Source organism: Microcoleus sp. PH2017_09_SFU_O_A, assembly GCF_020738625.1.
In the GTDB taxonomy this organism is placed as follows: Bacteria; Cyanobacteriota; Cyanobacteriia; order Cyanobacteriales; family Microcoleaceae; genus Microcoleus.
Window position 1 is genome coordinate 44,160 of sequence record NZ_JAEQCF010000020.1, and the last position, 20,370, is coordinate 64,529.

Annotated in this window: 20 protein-coding genes and 1 tRNA gene; 16 read left to right on the top strand and 5 right to left on the bottom strand. The window is 45.2% G+C overall.

Annotated elements, in window-relative coordinates; all coding sequences use genetic code 11:
- Positions 1-48: 48 nt before the first annotated feature.
- The 3 genes from JGK16_RS10420 to JGK16_RS10430 are packed head-to-tail and all read left to right on the top strand — an operon-like array spanning position 49 to position 2,259.
- The gene (locus JGK16_RS10420; RefSeq protein ID WP_293177235.1) at positions 49-297 is read left to right on the top strand and encodes a type II toxin-antitoxin system VapB family antitoxin; all 249 of its coding nucleotides are present in this window, start codon (positions 49-51) and stop codon (positions 295-297) included.
- The gene (locus JGK16_RS10425) at positions 284-1,423 is read left to right on the top strand and encodes an AAA family ATPase (protein WP_293190461.1); all 1,140 of its coding nucleotides are present in this window, start codon (positions 284-286) and stop codon (positions 1,421-1,423) included. The genes JGK16_RS10420 and JGK16_RS10425 overlap by 14 nt, the downstream gene beginning before the upstream one ends.
- Positions 1,420-2,259, top strand: a complete 840-nt coding sequence (locus JGK16_RS10430) for a DUF3226 domain-containing protein (protein ID WP_293190462.1) — start codon at positions 1,420-1,422, stop codon at positions 2,257-2,259. The genes JGK16_RS10425 and JGK16_RS10430 overlap by 4 nt, the downstream gene beginning before the upstream one ends.
- Before the next feature lie 109 nt (positions 2,260-2,368).
- Here the strand turns inward: JGK16_RS10430 and JGK16_RS10435 are convergent, their stop codons facing one another.
- Complete coding sequence (locus JGK16_RS10435) at positions 2,369-2,596, bottom strand: hypothetical protein (RefSeq protein WP_293177229.1); 228 nt, start codon at positions 2,594-2,596, stop codon at positions 2,369-2,371.
- 223 nt (positions 2,597-2,819) lie between these two features.
- Here JGK16_RS10435 and JGK16_RS10440 point away from each other — a divergent pair, with 223 nt between their 5' ends.
- From JGK16_RS10440 to JGK16_RS10450, 3 genes are all read left to right on the top strand, one after another.
- Positions 2,820-3,038, top strand: a complete 219-nt coding sequence (locus JGK16_RS10440) for a helix-turn-helix transcriptional regulator (RefSeq protein ID WP_293203037.1) — start codon at positions 2,820-2,822, stop codon at positions 3,036-3,038.
- A gap of 127 nt (positions 3,039-3,165) precedes the next feature.
- Positions 3,166-4,344, top strand: a complete 1,179-nt coding sequence (locus JGK16_RS10445; RefSeq protein WP_293190464.1) for a M20 family metallopeptidase — start codon at positions 3,166-3,168, stop codon at positions 4,342-4,344.
- A 639-nt stretch (positions 4,345-4,983) separates the two neighbouring features.
- A complete protein-coding gene (locus JGK16_RS10450) occupies positions 4,984-5,253 on the top strand; it encodes a hypothetical protein (RefSeq protein WP_293177221.1) in 270 nt (89 codons plus the stop codon).
- Positions 5,254-5,341: 88 nt separating this feature from the next.
- Here JGK16_RS10450 and JGK16_RS10455 read toward each other — a convergent pair whose 3' ends face one another.
- Positions 5,342-5,722: a hypothetical protein gene (locus JGK16_RS10455; RefSeq protein WP_293177219.1), complete on the bottom strand. Its 381-nt coding sequence runs from the start codon at positions 5,720-5,722 to the stop codon at positions 5,342-5,344.
- Positions 5,723-5,745: 23 nt separating this feature from the next.
- Complete coding sequence (locus tag JGK16_RS10460) at positions 5,746-6,288, bottom strand: DUF6232 family protein (protein WP_293177217.1); 543 nt, start codon at positions 6,286-6,288, stop codon at positions 5,746-5,748.
- Between the two features lie 317 nt (positions 6,289-6,605).
- Here JGK16_RS10460 and JGK16_RS10465 point away from each other — a divergent pair, with 317 nt between their 5' ends.
- Together JGK16_RS10465 and JGK16_RS10470 are read left to right on the top strand one after the other, a co-directional pair.
- Positions 6,606-8,021 (top strand): ATP-binding protein, encoded by a 1,416-nt coding sequence (locus JGK16_RS10465; protein ID WP_293177215.1) that lies wholly within the window; start codon positions 6,606-6,608, stop codon positions 8,019-8,021.
- A 346-nt stretch (positions 8,022-8,367) separates the two neighbouring features.
- The gene (locus JGK16_RS10470; RefSeq protein WP_293190466.1) at positions 8,368-10,023 is read left to right on the top strand and encodes a SpoIID/LytB domain-containing protein; all 1,656 of its coding nucleotides are present in this window, start codon (positions 8,368-8,370) and stop codon (positions 10,021-10,023) included.
- A 374-nt stretch (positions 10,024-10,397) separates the two neighbouring features.
- Here the strand turns inward: JGK16_RS10470 and JGK16_RS10475 are convergent, their stop codons facing one another.
- Together JGK16_RS10475 and JGK16_RS10480 are read right to left on the bottom strand one after the other, a co-directional pair.
- Positions 10,398-10,697, bottom strand: a complete 300-nt coding sequence (locus JGK16_RS10475; protein ID WP_293129326.1) for a ferredoxin — start codon at positions 10,695-10,697, stop codon at positions 10,398-10,400.
- Positions 10,698-11,020: 323 nt separating this feature from the next.
- Positions 11,021-11,170: a hypothetical protein gene (locus JGK16_RS10480; protein WP_293203040.1), complete on the bottom strand. Its 150-nt coding sequence runs from the start codon at positions 11,168-11,170 to the stop codon at positions 11,021-11,023.
- Positions 11,171-11,429: 259 nt separating this feature from the next.
- On the opposite strand from JGK16_RS10480, the gene JGK16_RS10485 reads away from it, so the two are divergent.
- The 8 genes from JGK16_RS10485 (at position 11,430) to fba (ending at position 20,151) form a co-directional block, all read left to right on the top strand.
- On the top strand, positions 11,430-12,464 hold the full coding sequence (locus JGK16_RS10485) for a Gfo/Idh/MocA family oxidoreductase (RefSeq protein ID WP_293190467.1): 1,035 nt from the start codon (positions 11,430-11,432) through the stop codon (positions 12,462-12,464).
- Positions 12,465-12,915: 451 nt separating this feature from the next.
- On the top strand, positions 12,916-13,695 hold the full coding sequence (gene panB, locus JGK16_RS10490) for a 3-methyl-2-oxobutanoate hydroxymethyltransferase (RefSeq protein WP_293190468.1): 780 nt from the start codon (positions 12,916-12,918) through the stop codon (positions 13,693-13,695).
- Positions 13,696-13,747: 52 nt separating this feature from the next.
- Positions 13,748-13,924: a hypothetical protein gene (locus tag JGK16_RS10495; protein WP_293203043.1), complete on the top strand. Its 177-nt coding sequence runs from the start codon at positions 13,748-13,750 to the stop codon at positions 13,922-13,924.
- A gap of 163 nt (positions 13,925-14,087) precedes the next feature.
- Positions 14,088-15,275 (top strand): transposase, encoded by a 1,188-nt coding sequence (locus JGK16_RS10500; protein WP_293177205.1) that lies wholly within the window; start codon positions 14,088-14,090, stop codon positions 15,273-15,275.
- 234 nt (positions 15,276-15,509) lie between these two features.
- Entirely contained in the window at positions 15,510-17,654 is a 2,145-nt protein-coding gene (locus tag JGK16_RS10505) for a CapA family protein (RefSeq protein WP_293190469.1), read from the top strand.
- A gap of 138 nt (positions 17,655-17,792) precedes the next feature.
- Positions 17,793-18,692, top strand: a complete 900-nt coding sequence (locus JGK16_RS10510) for an aldose epimerase (RefSeq protein WP_293190470.1) — start codon at positions 17,793-17,795, stop codon at positions 18,690-18,692.
- A 67-nt stretch (positions 18,693-18,759) separates the two neighbouring features.
- Positions 18,760-18,831 (top strand) — tRNA-Lys (locus JGK16_RS10515).
- 240 nt (positions 18,832-19,071) lie between these two features.
- Positions 19,072-20,151, top strand: a complete 1,080-nt coding sequence (fba, locus tag JGK16_RS10520) for a class II fructose-bisphosphate aldolase (protein WP_293190471.1) — start codon at positions 19,072-19,074, stop codon at positions 20,149-20,151.
- The last annotated feature ends 219 nt before the right edge of the window (positions 20,152-20,370 follow it).

Consider the following 20,370-nt stretch of genomic DNA (forward strand, 5'->3'; position numbering starts at 1 on the left):
TGCGATCGTGGCTGGTAAGTATCATTACAATGAGATGAAAGATTAACCATGAAAACCCCCGTTGAACTTAACGAAGAGTTGGTTAAAGAAGCCTTTCGCTTAACCAATTTCAAGACAGAACAAGAACTGATTGACTTTGCTTTGCAAGAATTAATTCGCACCCGTAAAAAGCGAAACCTACTGGATTTAAGCGGACAAATTCAATTTTCGAGCGACTACGATTACAAAGCCTTGCGGGAAAACCGAAGCGAAGCATCTCCGTTGAAATGCGTAAGTCATAATTATGAAACACATTGACAATTTAACCATCCATCGGTTCCGAGGCCTGCGAGATTTAACCTTGCAGGGCTTGGGCCAGATCAACATTTTGGTTGGCGGGAATAACTCAGGTAAAACCAGTGTTTTAGAGGCGATATCAACCTATTGTCAGCCGTTGGATATCGGAGAATGGTTGAAAACAGCAGGGCGCCGAGAAATCAAGGCCTCTCCCAAAATTCCATTAGATGCTTTCAAGTGGTTATTTCCTCAAAAGAATGAAGTACCTAAACCCATTCTTTACCTAGGGGAAACCTATATTTCTGGGAATGGTAGCTTCCAAGTTGTAGAATCTAGGGCAGTCTATAATGAGATAGAAATGCTATTTCAATCAGAAAAAGATATCGAAGATAGCACTGAAGATTGGCTAGAATCTTATGAAGATCTTGAATATAAGAGTATACGTGGTGCCAACATAGAACTCAAAGCAATACTTCGCGATCCGCCAGAAGGTATCGTACTTTTCTTAGGGAATGAAGTATCAGAAAATTTTGAAATATGGCCACGTCAAAGGCTGATAAGTCAGTCTAATCATTTATACCCAAGATTGCCAATTAATATGGTCACACCTGTTTCTCACAGGATGGAAAAATTAGAGTCTCATCTTCTATCGCAGGCAATACTACGGGGATTGAAAGACGAGGTAATTAAATTACTTCAGATTGTAGATGCGGAAATAGTAGACTTGGAAATTTTATCACTTGGAGAGTTTAGTCCAAGTATCTATATCAACCATAAAGTATTAGGATTTTCACCATTAAGCTCTTTTGGTGATGGAGTACGTCGCTTGCTATTTATTTCTTTAACATTGGCAAAAGTCAGAGGTGGAGTGTTGCTAATTGACGAAATAGAAACAGCAATTCATACTGAAGCACTTCGCAGTTCCTTTGCTTGGATTGTGCAGTGGTGCAAGCAGATGAATGTTCAGTTATTTGCAACTACCCACAGTTTAGAAGCAATTGATGCGATGTTGGATGCTAGCGATTCGGAGACTGATGTAGTTCTTTATCGTTTAGAAAAACGGGATTCACAAACTAAAGCAGTTAGAATTCAACGGGAAAGATTGCAAAGATTGCGGGAGGATTTGGGTCAGGAGGTGCGCGTGTGAAATACGCCATTATTGGAGTAGAAGGGCCTCATGACCAGGCATTTACAGGGAAGGTTCTGAAGCTTTTGGGTTTTAAAGATTTTAGAGAAGAGTGGAACAAATTGGATAAGTTGACAAGATTGGATATGTCAAAAGAATTGGAAAGTAAATTTGACAAATTTTGGCATAAGTTTATTCCCCGTTATCCCAAACAAGGAGATTTGTACAAACGTCTTGATATGCCATCTATTTTGTTTAATGATACTGTCTCCGTAGTAATTTATGCTGGTGAAGGAAGCAACCTTGTTACTAATCTAGATGATATATTATCTAATAATTCTGAGTATCAAACAAACTTGTCGGCATTTGGCATAGTTACCGATTGTGATAATAAGTCAAATCCCAATAAAATTGTTTCAGAATATACTAATAAATTCCGCAACTACTTTCCTGATTTGCCCGATCGCCCTGGTGTTGTAAATACCAATAGCCCGCGTACAGGAATTTATATTTTGCCAGATAACGCTTCGCCCGGTGTGTTAGATACTTTGCTGTGTGAGTGCGGACAGATAGCTTATCCCGCGTACATGAAGAGAGCTAATTCTTATCTAGATTCTTATCTAGATGAGTTTTCCGATATGGATGAATTTTCTCAAAAAGAGAGGAAATCTTTAAAGTGGAAAAATTTCGATCGCGAAAAAGCTTTAGTTGCTACTGTTGTCAGTGTTCTCAAACCGGGGAAGACTAATACAACAAGTATTGCTGATAATAATTGGGTGAGTAAAGAGACACAGCAGCAGGTTCCTGCTTTGGCAAATTTTATTGAGTTTTTGAGGCAACTTTTGGAGTTGAGTTGATAAACACGATCGAATCTGGTACATTGTACGCAATATCTGTAAGGACACAGCAATGCTGTGTCCCTACTGGGGAACTTTTGAAAAGTGCGATCGACCTCCACAATCATTCTTACCAGTAACGAGTTAAAATCCGAATCACCTCACCCGCTAGAGGCGACGGTACAGGCGGACTCCACTCTCCAACTTGTGCAAAACCCAAAACGTGCAGCAGATTAACAATGCTGTCTACCCCTTTGGGAACGCCACACAACAACAAACGAATCGGTTTTTTGCCTTGAGGTACATCAGGAATTTCTTCCCGGAGCAGTTCGGGAACGGACTTGGGCTGTGATATCATAGGGTTTGAATTACACGAATAGTGGAATTGCGATCGCCCTTAAGTTTTCTAGGCCAGGGGGCGATCGCTTTTCCGTTTGTACATCCTGAGTCTAGTTCAATCGCTGCCGCTTGTCAAGCGTAACGACAATTTATATTGTCGTTACGGCAATTTAAGGAAAATTGAAGGTTGCAGAATGGTAACATCAGCTTGCAATATCATGGCCAGCAGTTGAGTGTCAGCAGTGATTCGTTGGAAATTGGCAGTTGTGATGGCCGATCGCAATATCAGCAATAAAGAATTGGCTACTTTAATTGGGATGCACCCCACATCTGTGTCGAAAATCAAAACCCGTCGCCGACTCACCCGAATCGACGAAGCAACCCTCAGCGCTTTGTGCAGAGCACTGAATTGTCAGCCGGGGGATTTAATGGTATATGAAGAGGACGAGCCCGATCGCTAAAAAACAATGTTCTTATGGAACAGGTAAGATGCCTGTTAAGAGAGAATGGCGATCGATTTGAGGCTAACCACAAGCATTTGCGTTACCCTAGTTGATTACAGCTTGTAACGCTCTCCCAACAAAATTCATGCTTGCCCGCATCCAAGAACTAGCCGCCACCCTCGCACCCCGCTTAATCGAAATTCGCCGCCACATCCACTCGCACCCCGAACTCAGCGGCCAAGAACATCAAACCGCAGCCTACGTAGCTGGAGTGCTCGCTTCCAGCGGAGTCCGCGCCACGGAAGGAATCGGCAAAACAGGAGTCCTCGGCGAACTCAAAGGTAACAGCAGCGAGTCCGGCTGGCTGGCAATTCGCACCGATATGGACGCTTTGCCGATTCAAGAACGCACTAACTTAGAATTTGCCTCGCGCAACGAGGGAGTGATGCACGCCTGCGGCCACGATATCCATACTACGGTTGGTTTGGGCGCAGCGATGATATTGTCTGAGTTAAAAGAAAAATTTTCTGGTAACGTCCGTTTCTTGTTTCAGCCGGCGGAAGAGATTGCCCAAGGTGCTCGCTGGATGATTCAAGATGGGGCGATGCAAGATGTTGATGGCATCCTCGGAGTGCACGTTTTTCCGACGATTCCGGGCGGTTGTATCGGCATTCGCCACGGGGCACTGACGGCGGCGGCAGATGACCTAGAATTGATTGTGATGGGCGAATCTGGCCACGGTGCGCGTCCCCACGAGGCGATCGATGCAATTTGGATTGCTTCTCAGATTATTACTACTTTGCAGCAGGCGATTAGTCGCACACAAAATCCGTTGAGGCCTGTGGTTTTGACGATCGGGCAAATTAGCGGCGGACGTGCGCCAAACGTGATTGCCGATCGCGTAAAATTATTGGGAACCGTGCGATCGCTGCATCCGGAAACTCACGAAAAACTGCCGGCTTGGATCGAACAAATTGTGTCGAGTGTCTGCGCGACTTACGGCGCTAAATACGAACTCACCTACAAGCGCGGCGTGCCGGGAGTCCAAAACGATCCTAAACTGACGCAATTAGTCGAATGTGCGGCTTTAGAAGCTTTAGGGCGATCGCGCGTTCAAATTTTACCAGAACCATCCCTCGGCGCGGAAGATTTTTCGATGTATCTAGAACACGCGCCGGGAACCATGTTTCGTTTGGGAGTGGGACTGAAAGACAAGCCGAATTATCCCCTTCACCACCCGCAATTTGAGGTTGATGAATCTGCGATCGTGACCGGCGCTGTCACCTTGGCCTATGCTGCTTGTCAATATTGGAAACAAAAATAAGTTGTAGGGTGTGTCGCGATCGACAATCCCTCAACTAATAGCGACAATCTAATAGCGACACACCTTACCAAATAGCTAACTAACCGTAGGGTGAGGAGCGGGGAAAAATGTTTAGTCTGTGGTCGCCACATTCAGCCTGACGCACCCTACAATAAAAACTAAAACCCTTGATTTTACAGCCAAGTTATGATACTCAATTAAGTAGATGGGTGCAAAAAACATATATATGCCCGAAGAGAGCGAAACGAAGTGAAGCGACGCACTTCGCTTCCGGTTACGAGAGTTTTACATTCTGTTACATACCACGGTTTATTTGCGCCTACCTACTTACTTGTATGCGATTCAATTAATTGATGAGTGGAATTAAGCGCCAAATCACCCTTGACAGCCGGCACATTGCTAAACACTTGCCAGACACGCCACAAATGAGAAGATTACTTAATAAAGGACGTGCTGCTCATATTTTCAACGATGAGGCTACTATGAATCAGGTAGCTCAAGCCATAATAGAAGATGGAGAATTTACAGGTACGATTCGGGGCTACGATCGTTATGGTATGTTTTTTGTTGAATCAATTGGTTATAGAGTTGACCCGGATGGTAGCCGTCTTTTACTTTATTACGGAGAGATAAAAGTTGATGCAGAAAACCGATACCACGTTACGCCTCGAAGCAGATATAGTAAAGAATAACTGGGAATTTACAGAGGTATGGATCGATCCAAATCTTTCACCGCCTTATCTGCTTTTGTTACTAAGTGACGCTGAGGGAAATTGTCGGATTTACGATCCGGCTGAGGGTTATAAAGTTGTGTTTTCTAGTCAGAGTTATGATGAAGCACAGTATTGGCTTTTAGAGGATGAGTACGAACCCATAGAAGGGCGGCTGAGAGTGTCGGAGTTAGTTTGAATAGTTGATGTTGAAAGGGCGATCGCACTTTTTGACAAATTGGGATGTAAGGGCGATCGCGCTTTTTCTCAAATCTGGATACTAAGGCTTACTTGCTTTCTTCTAGTAAACTTTCAAGCATTGGAGTCAGAATTTTCACGACTGGATTATTTGTAAGTTCCATTAGTGCCGCTACTCCACCCGCTTTCAAAGCTTTAAGTACCTTTTTCTTCACATCGGGCTTTTTTTCAATTTCTTCCATAGCTTTTGTAGCAACTTCGTGTTTCTCGACATACGTTGTTGTTGGGTATGTCTGAGATAACTGATCTAAAAGCTGCTGGATTTCTTTGGCGGCATCGGCAAGAGTTGGTCTTTGTTCAGGTGAGTAATTGTTAATAGTCCCACCTATTTGCTCAGCCTCTACTTTCTCACTGTAGCCAACACCTATTGATGCCTGACTTTGGTCGAGATTTATTTTACGTTCTGACATAATATCTCCGTATTAACAATTAACTATTGTTGTCTGTTATCTATTTTGCCACCTATTTGTCCAGATTGCAGTTGCTCAGCATAGCCAACACCTATTGTGGCATGAGTTTGGTTAATATTAATTACCTTGATATCTTCTGTGTCACTCTCCATAAATTCGCATAACTGTGAAATCACATCTCTGACGCCTGATTTATCTGCTGTGACAAATATCACATTATCTCCAGAATTTACGTATAATTCAAGTCCTATTCGCTTCGGCTGCATCAAGTTGTCAATAACTCCAGCACATCCTAATACAGAGATTGCTATTCCACTTTGTTGTAGAGTTTGATCGCTTTGTTTAACTAAAATAGCGCCCAAAATAAGTAATATTAAGATAACTAAAGGATGGACTTTATAAGGTGTTTTGACCTTGGCAAATCCAAATCCAGTAACATTGCGAAATTGATAAACATAAGAACCAAATTTAACTACTTTTTTAGTAACGAGTATAGGTTCTGGTTTGTCTATTACAAGAACTTTATCATTTTGTCGCTGTACGTTGTTTCCTGTACTTATACTCATGCCTTTCTCCTCCCTAGTGTATTTAAGGGTGTTATATCTTGCAGGTCAGATATGCTGACTGAAGTTAATATTTTTCAACTTTTACCTGCATAGCGCACCGCTATAGCTTGACTGGAAGAAATTATTTTTTAACGGTCTAATTATCATTATGTCTGATTTTATAATTTTTGTCTATTAATATTCCGTAGCATTTAGTATTGATTTATTTGATTTTAGTTGCCGTGAATCAGTAACAAATAGTAGGATTTAGTTGCCAAAGTATTAAACAGTAGGATAAAGTAGGATAAAATAGGCAAAATAACCTCCCTACAGCACCTATGGAAGTTCAAGAAGTCTTAAAATTGGCTGATGACATCATATTCTCCCAAACCGGAAAACACCTCGATAATCTACAAGAAGGTATATTGCGTGGCACTTGGCAACGCCAGAAATACCCAGAAATAGCCAAAACTTGCTACCGTAGTGAAGCTCATGTCAAAAAAGTCGCGTCAAAATTATGGAAAGTTTTATCAGAAACATTAGGCGAAGATATCAATCAATCTAATTTTCGATACACAATGGAAAGATTGCAATTATCCATAGTTGAATCAAACTTTGGGAACTATTATGCACAAATTGATAATTTAAGTATTTGTGACAACAATTCACATTCCTCAGAAATCCCAACTAGAGAAAAACCTAATCAGCCAATTTATAGCCAAACTCAATCTAAACAGCGACTAGACTTAGGCGACGCACCAGATCCCAACCTATTCTATAACCGCACATCCGAACTCACCACCCTCAAACAGTGGATTTTGGAAAACCGCACCCGCCTCATCACCATATACGGCTTATCCGGCATTGGCAAAACTGCCCTTACTCTCCAACTAATCCCACAAATTCAACAGGAATTCGATTATATTATTTACCGCAGCCTCCGCAATTCTCCACCCCTGCAAACCCTGCAAACAAACCTAATTCAATTCCTTTGTAGGGGCGGTGCCCCCGTTCCCGCCCCTTCCACTGAAGAAAGGGCAACCACAGGGGGATTGCCCCTACTAGAATACCTGCGTTCATCCCGCTGTCTCCTAATCCTTGATGACATACAAACGATTTTCACCAGCGGACAACTTGCAGGCCACTACCAACCAGGCTATGAAAATTACGGCACATTCTTCAAACAAATAGCCGAGTCATCCCACAACAGTTGCTTAATCCTCCTGAGTTGGGAAAAGCCCAGAGAAATTGCGGCCCTAGAAGGCGAAAACCGCCCCTGTCAATCGCTGCAACTCAACGGTTTGGGCGCGGAAGCAGGGGAAATATTCAGAGAGAAAAGATTAGTAGAAGAGGAGAAATGGTCACAACTGATTGACCTTTACCGAGGCAATCCCCTATGGTTAAATATAGTTGCAAATATAATTCAAGATTTGTTTGGCGGCAGCGTTTCCGAGTTTCTTTCCTATGATACCCTATTTTTAGGTGATTTAGAATCTCTGCTGCACCAGCAGTGCGATCGCCTATTTGACTCAGAAAAACAAGTGATAACCTGGTTAGCTAGTGAAGTCGAACCTGTTGAAATATTAAAAATTTCAGCCAATCTCGAATTATCCCCATCCACCTTATTACAAGCTGTGCAATCCTTGGGACGGCGTTTATTAATTGAAAAAGTGAAACAAGGTGAGAAAACGCTTTTCACACTCCAGCCTGTATTGATGGAGTATGTGAAAAACCAGTTCCTAAAGGTTGGATAGTTTCAGGGCTTCTCATGGGAGGCTAGAAACCGGGTTTCTATGAAATTTTGTGTTTAGTAGCGAGAAATCACGCAAGAAACCCGGTTTCTGAGGACACAACTATTTTTATGGGAGGCTAGAAACCGGGTTTCTACGAAATTTTGTGTTTAGTGGCGAGAAATCTACGCAGAAACCCGGTTTCTGAGGACACAATTATTTTGCTCGGTGCGTCGCTTGTTTAGGGATTTATCGCAGGCGACACATCCTACGACTGGCATATCTTGGGCAATTCTGCTCTACCAGCCGCCAAATGTGCTAACGTACGATCGCAAATCCCCAAATTTCAACTATCGGGAGATAGATAACCGTGTTCGCTCAAGCACCTCCAACTCCCAATTACAAATGGTTTAGCTGCATTTCTAGCACTGTTTTCACCGCATTGTGCCTGTTGCCCATTTTCAGCGCTGCGGGATACGCCCAAACTCCCCAAAATAGACCCATCAAAATCGGCGTGGTGCAGCGGTTTGGCACCAAAGCAACCGATAAACTAACGCTGAAAGCTTTACCTGGTGACAGCTTAACATTAAGTTACAAAACTCCCCAAGGCATAGAAACCAAAACTAGCGCCAGCATCAAGCTAGAAATCGCCAATAAACCTCTGGAAGCGCCATTAGTAGAAGAACGAGTTGTTCTGAGCTCCCACCGCAGTTTTGAGAGTGCAGAAGACAGCGCCAATCAGTGGCGCGCTAAGGGAATTGATGTAGAAATTGCTCAACCTTTGCGCTGGCAAGTTTGGGCTAAAAGAGATACTTACAATTCTCCTATAGTGCGGCGCTGGTTGTTGCAAAGTTTGCAAGCTCAAGGTAACAGAACAGCTTTTTTAGATACTAAAGTTTTTAAACAAATACCCCAGGCTTTTTGGCTTTTAAATGGCTTTCGTTTCAACCGCAATGAGTTGGATGTCACGGCTGGTAAAAATGTAATTGAGGTATTGGAACAAACTACCCAAGAAGCGACAGCTACAGATCCAGAAAAAGCTATTCAACAAACTAGCCGTTATGGTGGCAGTTTGCACTTGCAAAAAAATGCTTACGGTACTTATACTTTAGTCAATGAAGTACCGACGGAAACTTATTTGCGCGGTGTTGTTCCTCACGAAATTGGCGCTTTTGCGCCCTACGCTTCGATTGTCGCTCAAACTATTTTGGCGAGAACTTATGCGCTGAGAAATTTGCGCCGGTTTGCTGTGGATAATTACGAGTTGTGCGCTGATGTTAACTGTCAAGTTTATAAAGGTTTGACGGAGGTTTTCCCGCAAAGCGATCGCGCGATCGCCCAAACAGCAGGTTTAGTCCTAACTTACGAAAATCAGCTCGTAGACGCGCTCTATTCAGCGTCTAGCGGCGGCGTAACGGCGACTTTTGGCGATGTGTGGCACGGCCCGGAACGTCCATATTTGCGATCGATCGTCGATTCCCCCAAAAACCTCTGGGACTTGACAAAGCAGAGCTTGTCTGACGAAACCAACTTCCGCCGCTTTATGACTCTCAAAGCAGGCTTTAATGAGGAAAAAGAAGAAACCTTCCGCTGGCGCGAAGAAGTCTCACTGACATCAATTGGTGGATTTCTGCGGCAGTATCTTCAGAAGAAAAAGCACCCGCTAGCTAATTTTAAAACTCTCACCAAAGTTGAAGTGGTGGAAAGGTCGGCGGCTGGTCGAGTTTTGCAAATGAAGGTACAAACTGATTTGGGCCCCATCGATATTGACAAAGATGAGATTCGCAATGCTTTTTATCCGCCGATTAGCACGCTGTTTTATCTAGATCCAATTTACAATCCTGACAAAACTCTTAACGGCTATGCTTTTGTCGGAGGCGGTTTCGGACACGGCGTGGGAATGAGTCAAACTGGTTCTTACAATTTAGCTAATTTGGGCTGGAATGGCGATCGTATTCTGAGTTTTTATTTTCCCGGCGCTCAAGTTGTGCCCCTCAACGATTCCATTACATTTTGGCGGGAATAGCATCAGATTCGGCATAAGATTCGGCGGTTGAAACCGCGTCTAGACAAACAAAACCCGGATGGTGCGTGGGTTGAAGAGTGGCCGGTTAAAATTACGTTATCTTCTTTCTTCAGTCCGCGGAGGCGGACATCGTTTGTATAGACGCGGTTTCTAACCGTACGTCTGCTGCGGACATCGTTTGTATAGACACGGTTTCTAACCGTACGTCTGCTGCGGACATTTTTTGTATAGACGCGGTTTCTAACCGCACGTCGGATCTTTGTCGCCATCTTTCCATACAAAAACCCAGTTTCTTAACGTAATTAAGCTGAAACAGCTCAATTACGCAAACAAGAAACCGGGTTAATTAGCGCACCGCGCCTGTGAATCCTTTCTTAGTAGAGGGATTCTTCTTGGTGAGTTTCGATCGTACAATCAGACTTAGGATAAGCGACGCAGGTCAGAACAAATCCGGCCTCGATTTGGTCATCATCCAAGAAAGATTGGTCAGATTGGTCAATTTCGCCAGCAGTAATTTTGCCAGCGCAGGTGGAGCAAGCTCCAGCGCGGCAAGAATACGGGAGGTCGAGTCCTGCTTCTTCGGCAGCATCAAGAATGTAAGTATCGTCATCAACGTCAATGGTCTGGTTGATTCCTTCGGCTTCGCTGATGAGGGTAACTTTGTAAGTTGCCATGCACTAATCCTCTCAAAAATTCAACAATATTGATAAGTTTTCCTAATGCAAACTTCAAGGCTCTATCAGCTTTGAGGTGAGCTCTTAGGTTCGTTCCCTTTATGATAGTAGGGGAAAGAAGTAAGGTTGCAACACTTATTTACAAAAGATTTGAATGGGATTAGTTATAACTTTTTCTAATTTCATCTTGATTACTTATACCTATGTTGCGCTCAGCCTTGTGATACTGTTGCCGCAAGACTTACGCCAAATAACCCGGTTGCAGAAAAAAATCCTATTTTGAACCCGACAACCAAAAAATCCGATTTTTGCTATGGGGTGTGTCATCGACTTTCAGCCAGACTTGCTGGAATTTGTCCCCGCAGCCATGGACAGTTGACAGTTGACAGTTGACAGTTGACAGTTGACAGTTGACAGTTGACAGTTGGTAGGGGCGGTGCCCCGCCGTGCCCGCCCTCAGTGGACAGTTGCACAGTGGACAGTGGACAGTTGCACAGTGGACAGTTGCACACTACGGGAATCAAACCATTTATGCTTAAAGGGTATCGGCTCTATTCATGAGATTATTTATGTCCTCACCGATGTGGCGGTTGCGATATATCGCACCAGACTTGGGTGCTCAAAGCCCGCCTAAATCGCACCACAGCCTAAAATCTGCACGATGGAACTCTGGGCTCCTGCACTGCAAGTCTTTAACTATACTAAAATCTAAAATCTAAAATCTAAAATCCTATGACTCAAATCAATACTGGCATTGGTTTTAAAGTAAATTCTCCTATTCGCGTGGGGATTGTGGGTACTGGTTTTGCGGCTAAGTTGAGGGCCGAGACGTTGGTAGCTGACGCCCGATCGCACTTAGTAACAGTCGCGGGCCGCAACCCGGATAAAACCGCAGCATTTTGTCAAACATTCGGCGCCGAGGCTGAGGTTTCTTGGCGCAAGTTGGTAGAAAGAGATGATTTAGATTTGGTAATTGTCTGTACAGTGAACCGCGATCATGGGGCGATCGTCCTGGCGGCGTTGGAAAATGACAAGCACGTTGTGGTCGAATATCCTCTATCTTTAGATGTGTCTGAGGCCGAAAGGGCGATCGCCCTTGCCGCCCAAAAGCAAAAACTCCTCCACATCGAACACATCGAACTGTTAGGCGGTTTGCATCAAGCAATCAAAGAATCCTTACCATTAATCGGTAAAGTTTTTTATGCCCGCTACATTACTATTACCCCTCAGCGTACCGTACCGCAGCGCTGGACTTTTCAGCATTCCCTATTTGGCTTTCCCTTAATCGGGGCAATTTCTCGACTTCACCGATTTACTGATTTGTTCGGAGAAGTCGGAACCGTTAACTGTCAAACTCAATTTTGGGACACTCAGCCGGATTTCTACAAAGCTTGTTTGTGCAACGCACAGTTACGCTTTACCAATGGCGTTGTCGCTGAAGCTGTTTATGGAAAAGGAGAGACTTTTTGGCAGTCGGAAAACATTTTTACCATCTACGGAGAAGCAGGAACGCTGATTTTTACTCCCGAATCCGGTCAATTGATTCAGGGAGAAACTCGGCAGGCGATCGCAGTAGGAACGCGGCGCGGTTTGTTTGCTAAGGATACGGATATGGTGTTAGACTGTTTGTTAAACGGTACGCCGTTGTACGTCAAGAATACCAGTAGTTTGTACGCTTTGAAATTAGCGGATGCTGCGAGGCGTTCGAGCGAGACTAGGCAAAAATTGGCGATCGACAATTCATATAGCAGTTCGATCGAAATATGAGGTACGATTCGCTAATCGCTAATCGCTAATCGCTAATCGCTACTCAGATAAAAAGGTAATCGGCAATCACCGAAAAACTTGTGGTTCAAAACCTTTCCTCCCCATTAGCAATTAGCAATTGCCAGACATACCTTAATACTTCGGACAATTTTTTAAAGCCTCTGTAATCTTTACAGCACAAGCCTTGGCATTTTTAATCTTTTTTTCTTGCCTGAAGGCTAAACTTAAAGTTTGAAAAAATAGTCCAAGCAATAGCTAGTATGGGTTTTAAATATTCAATCGTGCCTAAAACTGTCCGAAGTATTGATATCTCATCTATCTAAAAAAGGCTATAGCGGTTCTCAAAAAAGTGAGGTATGCCCGATGCCCGATGCCCAATGCCCAATGCCCAATGCCCAATGCCGCATAGTACCTCATCAATCTAAAAAAGGCTATATATTTTTGCAATAAAATGGCAGTAACTACACATCAACTGATTCAGTGGAAACAGCAAGGGCGTCGAATTGTGGCGCTGACCGGTTATGATTATGCGATCGCCCAACTACTCGACCAAGCAGGCACTGACATCATCCTAGTCGGCGATTCCCTCGCCATGCCAATATTGGGCTACGAAACTACGCTACCGCTAACCCTCGATGAAATGCTGCACCACGCTAAAGCAGTCCGTCGCGCAGTCAAGCAAGCATTAGTTGTTGTGGATTTGCCGTTTTTGACTTACCAGGAAAGTCCCCAGCAAGCCATGCACTCGGCCGGGAGAGTTTTGAAAGAAACTGGCGCTCAAGCTGTAAAATTGGAGGGCGGATATCCAGCAATGGCGGCTACCGTTTTGCAGCTAACATCCGCCGGGATTCCGGTGATGGGTCACGTTGGTTTAACTCCCCAGTCGGTACACCAACTCGGTTACAAAAAACAAGGCAAAACAGCCGAATCTGCCGATCGCATCAAAGCCGAGTCGATCGCACTTCAAGAAGCCGGTGCCTTTGCGATCGTCCTAGAACACATTCCCCCAGACTTAGCTGCTCAAATTACCCAAAAATTAACTATTCCCACCATTGGTATCGGTGCGGGGGCACACTGCGACGGACAAGTTTTGGTTACTTCCGATTTGTTGGGACTTTCCGAAAAACAACCGCCTTTTGCGAAAGCTTACGTCAATTTGCGATCGACAATTACCCAAGCCGTCCAAGATTATTCCCTAGAAGTTAGAGAACGAAAATTTCCCGAATTGTAAACCATAAATCGAACTGACTCGCTCGCCAGCAGATTGAATACTACTTAGCGGGTTGTTGACTCGCCTTGTACGAGTTCGCACCCCTAGCAGCATCTGTTTTGCCGATCGCGATCGCCCGCAATTACCGCTAAAATTGGAAAATCTCAACTTCAATTATCCCTTGACCAAAAAAGCGGGTAACAAGCCCCGTCCTTCTAGGACGGCTTTAATTTTCTTTGAATCTTCCTAATTCTATCAGTAAAACCTAGTATAATACAATACGGTTTACTTAAGATGGTCATTGCGAGGAACGAAGCAATCTCCGTATCTATTTCTCATAGGGTTTTACCCCCATGGCGCTCTTAAGTAAACGGTATTGTAGTATAATAGAACAAAGTAAAGAACCGAAAACAATGAAAGCAAGGTATCAATACAGATTCTATCCAACCGACCAACAACGACAGAAATTGGCTCAATTGTTTGGTTGTGTTCGGGTAGTTTGGAATGATGCTCTTGCCCTTTCTAAACAGTCTGAAAAGAAACCCAAATCTGCCGAACTTCAAAAAGTAGTAATTACTCAGGCAAAACAGACTGAAAAAAGAGCTTGGTTAAGTGAAGTATCAAACATCCCGTTGCAACAATCTGTAGCGGATTTAGAAACGGCTTTCAAGAACTTTTTCAACTCCGGTAAAGGAAAGCGGAAAGGTCGTAAAATTGGCTATCCTAAATTCAAAAAGAGGACGAATAGTCAATCGGCAAGACTCACTCGCTATGGATTCTCGCTCAAAGGTGATGGTGTCTATCTAGCCAAGATTGGTATTGTCAAACCCGTTTGGTCACGAGAATTACCATCAGAACCTAGTTCTGTTACAGTCATCAAAGACTGTGCTAATCGGTATTTTCTGAGCTTTGTAGTAGAGATTCAACCAACTCAGATTGAGGCGAAAAATCCTAGTATTGGGATAGACTTAGGGGTTAAGACCTTTGCGGTGATGAGCAATGGCGAAAAAGCCCAAAGCCCTAGCTATAAAAAGCTAGACCGAAGAGTTCGCAAACTACAGCGTAAGTTAGCCCGTCAACCCAAAGATTCTAGGAGGAGAAATATAACTCGAATCAAAATCGCCAAGCTGCACAACCGAATTGCTGATACCCGTAAAGATTTTCTGCACAAATTATCAACCAAAATAGTCAACGAAAACCAAGTGATTGTTTTGGAAGATTTGAACGTGTCGGGAATGGTCAAGAATCGGAGGCTTTCCAGAGCGATTAGCTTGCAAGGGTGGAGGGAGTTTAGGACTCTCTGTGAGGCCAAGTCTGAGAAGTTTGGCAGGGAGTTTAAAGTAGTTAGTAGATGGGAACCGACTAGCCAAGTTTGTTCAGACTGTGGCTTCAAATGGGGCAAAATAGATTTATCTATTCGTTCAGTGCTTTGTCTGAGTTGTGGCACTGAGCAAGATAGAGACGAAAATGCTGCTAAAAATATAGAGCAAGTCGGGATGGGGAATCGCCACGACTCTAAATGGGCGCAGAGACAGAGTAAGACTACTCCGGTAGCATCAGTCGGTGAAGCGTCAAGAATCACCGTCCGCGACGGTCGGTGAGTATTTCAATCGATCTCAAATGTCAAATCTCCAATCAAAAATCAAAAATCTACAATCCAGATACCAAAATGTGATAAAAATCACTGACAGCAAGCATCACCTAAATGTAAAAAATGGTGGCGACCAACAACTAGCTTCAAAACGGGCAGCGAAGTGGCGGTTAAGCTAAAAAAATTGTAGTTCCGTTCAAAACAAATTGAAGTCATCGCTCGAACGTGTTAAGGAGGCTAATTGATGGTATATGCAGAAAATTGGTCGCAGCCGTCTATCTTGGAGCTAGCGCGATCGGGCAACTTTCAGGCCCTGAATTACTGGATTGACAGCTTGCTGCGACCCGAAGGGATTTATGCCCGCGTCGAACAGGCTCAAGCCGGCTGCGTCCAAATCCTAGTAGAATTCCAACGCGGATTTGCACCAGAGAATACATTACTGGGGAGCACTCTCCGCGAAGGCTTAGTTAAATTTATTTGTCACCAACTCTGGAGACTCAACTCGCCAGCAGTAGAAGGAGTGCGAATTCACGCGCGCTTGGCTGGGGAACCAGAGATTCTCTGGAAACAGTCAGTCCGAATAGTGACTCCGGCAAACCGCAACCAGCGGCGTTACCGTTCCCTATTAGTCGTCGATTGGGTTAAATTTAAAACATATCGTTCTCTGCTGCTAGTGGGCTCGGCACTGGCATCATTTATTTTAGGGTGTTGGCTGAGCTACCACGAGGCTGTAGCCCTACGGCTAATGTCTCCAGCCTCCCCTTACCAGCAAGCTGCGGTAATGTCGGGGCCGCCTCCCAAACGTCCGGATGCGGTGCAAGCGGCCTTAGAATTAGTACCTGTAGTGCAACAAAAGCAGGTTGCTAATCCCTACGACCCCACCGTAACGCTGATGTTCGGAGGAAATGTGAATCTATCGGATGCGATCGCCGCATCTGCTGGCAACGATTACCATTGGGCTTTTGCCAATATGGACGAGTACCGGCAAGCAGATGTATCGATGGTTAATCTAGAAAACCCCCTGACTCGCTCTACCTTGGGTTCTGGCAAAAAACAATTAAATTTTAAAGCCGATCCAGAATCGGTGAAAGTATTAACAGCAGGAGGAGTGGATATTGTCAATCTGGCAAACAGCCACGCTATGGATTACGAGGAACCGGGGCTGGTGGAAACTATAAATACTCTAAATAATGCTGGTATAGGGCATCTGGGAGCCGGTAGAGATATCAAAGAAGCAAGGCGTCCAGATATTATTGAGGTTAAGGGTCAGCGGATCGCGTACCTCGGTTATTACGATGCTGACCTTCATGCTGCCGACCAAGGTAAGGCTGGCACCAACCCCCGGCGTAACAATCGGGTGGCAGAGGATATTCGAGCTCTCAAAGGTCAGGTAGACTGGATTATTGTTAATTACCACTGGGGAGTCGAATTGGCAGATTATCCCGGGGACTGGCAGATAGATTTGGCTCGGTTCACGATCGATCAAGGTGCAGATTTGGTAGTGGGACACCACCCCCATGTCCTACAAGGTGCCGAAGTTTACAAGGGTCGCCCGATTGTTTACTCGTTGGGTAATTTTATATTCGGCGCGAATGCTCGCAGCGATTACGATACCGCAGTCCTGAAAGTATCGCTCAAAGACAGGAATATGAAGGTAGAATTTTTGCCTGTGGAGGTGAAAAAGTTTCAGCCGAAAGTGGTGAATGGAGCAGCGGGCGATCGCATCCTCAAACGCGTCGAACAAATTTCTAGTATATTCGATCGACCGATGCGCTCTTCTGTGGTTCTAGAGGCCCCAATCAACCCAGGATTGGCACCAAAAACTCCAAATTCGACCTTGCCAGGAGCACCAAAAAGCGGTACCTACGGGCCCGGGTCGGCTTCCCCAGTCCCCCTGACAGGAGAAACCAATCTGCCAGGCCCAGGACAACCCAAACCTACTCCGATTTTGCCCGCTGTACCGGCTTTGCCCAAACAGCCGGACAACTCCTCAGTTTTCCAGAACGGGGCAGGGCCTGCTAGGTCGTCGAACCCGCCTCCGAGTCAAGATTTGCCATCGCGCGTCTATCGCACTAAACCTGAAAATCCCAGCCGGGAACCAGATCCGTTTACCAAAGAACCATTCATCAAAGAACCGTTTATTTCGCCCCCATCTCCGAGTTCGGGAGGGGTACTCAGTCCCCAAAGCTATATTCCCCCAACTGGCGATGTATCTTTCAAAGTCGCACTCAAAGAGCAGCCGACAAACAGAGTCGTTCCCGGCAAAAGCAGCGATCGCGGCTCGCTGCGGCTCGCCCTGCCTCCTATAGCTGCGAACGTGGGGACGGCCAGTGGGAGTCCGAGGGAGGATACAGGGGCAGCAAAAGGGAGTTCAACAGTTGACAGTTGACAGTTGACCGCTTGACAGTTTGAGAGCGACCTCTACCTAGAAGGAAGAGGATTGGAGTAATGAATAGTCTGATTTTAATTGATGGGCGAAAATCAACTACCAGCGACCAATTAATAACGACCGATTTACTAACAACCAATGATCGACGACCTACTAACAATGACAAATGTGTTTGCGATCGCGCTGAAGCAAAAGCAGTACAAAACCTATATCCTCTCCGACGAAACCGCAAACTCTACCCTAGAAGTTGTGCCGGAACGGGGCGGTATTGCCACTAGCTGGCTGGTTGAAGGCAAAGAAATGTTTTACTTGGACGCGGAACGGTTCGCCAATCCCGATCGGACTGTACGCGGCGGGATTCCCATCTTGTTTCCCATCTGTGGCAATCTCCCCGACGACACTTACACCCACAAGGGAGTGGAGCGGCAGCTCAAACAGCACGGCTTTGCTCGCGACTTGCCTTGGACGGCGACGGAACAATTTACCGAGGGTTGCGCGGCTCTTACCCTAGTGCTCAAAAGCAGCGAGAAAACCCAGACTGTTTATCCCTTTGATTTCCAATTAGCTTTTACTTATCAAATTAAAGGCAATTCTTTGGAAATTGTGCAGGAATACACCAATCTTGGTGACGAACCAATGCCCTTTGCTAGCGGCTTGCATCCTTACTTTTTAGCACCCGACAAGACAAATCTGCGCTTTGAGATTCCCGGGATGCAGTACAGAGATCACCACACTCACAAGAAAGGTTATTTCACAGGGGTTTTTGACCCGACTCTCGACGAAATAGATGTTTCCTTTGACGAACTGACAGGTCTTGCTGCTACTGTAACTGACGAGGCCCGCGGCTTGCGGCTCACCGTCAGTTACAACTCCAGCTATGGGAAGTTGGTTTTCTGGACTTTGAAAGGCAAGGATTTTTACTGTTTGGAACCTTGGACGGCTCCTAGAAATGCCCTCAATACTGGCGAACACTTGATTTATTTGCAGCCGGGAGCGACTTGCGAGATGCTGGTTCGCATGACTGCAACTTTTTTTTGAAAAACACTTGCTATTTGAAATGATGGGTGCTACTATTAGAAATTGTGTGCGGTAACAATGTTTTCGCGGGTCGCTAGCTCAGCGGTAGAGCATTCGGCTTTTAACCGATTGGTCTCGGGTTCAAATCCCGGGCGACCCATTTTTCAGACAGAACGTAAAAAGTAGAAAGCAGAATAAAATCTAGCTTTCATCACGAATTCGGGGCAATCCCAGCGGGATTGCCCCGAATTTAGTTTTGGGCAATGTGGATTTTTTAAGCCTAAATTGAAATCTGGAAACATAATGCGCGATCGGCAACAAATTGTCTTAAGATTATCGTAAGAATTCAGCTTGTTCAAAATCCACTGTCCAGAAACACAAATAATTAGGAGGAATATCTATGGCGCTTGTACCTATGCGACTGCTGCTCGACCACGCGGCTGAAAATGGTTACGGCCTACCGGCTTACAACGTCAACAACATGGAGCAAATCCAAGCGATCATGCGCGCTGCTGACGAAACCAACAGCCCTGTGATCCTGCAAGCTTCTCGCGGCGCTCGTTCCTACGCTGGCGAAAATTTCCTGCGCCACTTGATTTTGGCAGCAGTTGAAACCTATCCTCACATCCCCATCTCCATGCACCAAGACCACGGCAATGCCCCCGGCACTTGCTATTCTGCCATGCGCCAAGGTTTCACCAGCGTAATGATGGACGGTTCTTTGGAAGGCGATGCTAAGACTCCCGCCAGCTACGAGTACAACGTTGAAGTTACTCGCGAAGTGGTGAAAGTTGCTCATTCGATCGGCGTTAGCGTTGAAGGCGAACTGGGTTGCTTGGGTTCTCTGGAAACAGGGATGGGCGAAGCAGAAGACGGCCACGGCTTTGAAGGCGCGCTTTCCCACGATCAATTGCTGACAGATCCTGAAGAAGCTGTTAATTTCGTCGAGCAAACCGGCGTTGATGCTCTCGCAGTGGCGATCGGCACTTCCCACGGCGCTTACAAATTCACCCGCAAACCGACTGGCGAAATTTTGGCAATCAGCCGCATCGAAGAAATTCACCGCCGCCTGCCAAATACTCACTTGGTAATGCACGGTTCATCTTCTGTACCCCAAGAATTGCTGGAAATCATCAACAGCAACGGCGGCACTATCCGCGAAACCTACGGCGTACCTGTCGAAGAAATTCAAAAAGGCATCAAGTGCGGCGTTCGCAAGATCAACATCGACACTGACAACCGTTTGGCGATTACCGCTGCGGTGCGCGAAGCTTTGTTTGCTAAGCCAGATGAGTTCGATCCCCGCCACTTCTTGAAGCCGTCGATCAAGTATATGCAGAAGGTTTGTAGCGATCGCTACAACTCTTTCGGTTGCGCCGGTCACGGTACAAAGATCAAGCAAATGTCTTTGGATGATTTTGCAGCTAAGTATGCAAAGGGCGAATTGAGCTCTTCTGCTAAGAAGACTGTCGCTGTTTAATAATTTTAGGTTGAAGATTTTAGATTTATCTGAAGTCTAAAGTTTAGATTGCCGGGTAGCTGTGAAGTTGCCCGGTTTTTGTGTGTGGAGAGATGAGAAAGATAGATAAATCGCCCTTAAAGCCCACATTCCGCAGATGTGGGTCGGATTTTTTTATCAGTTGTGAAAACTTGGAAGCCAAACGCTTTTGGGCTGAAATTATGCAGTGTTAGCCTTACA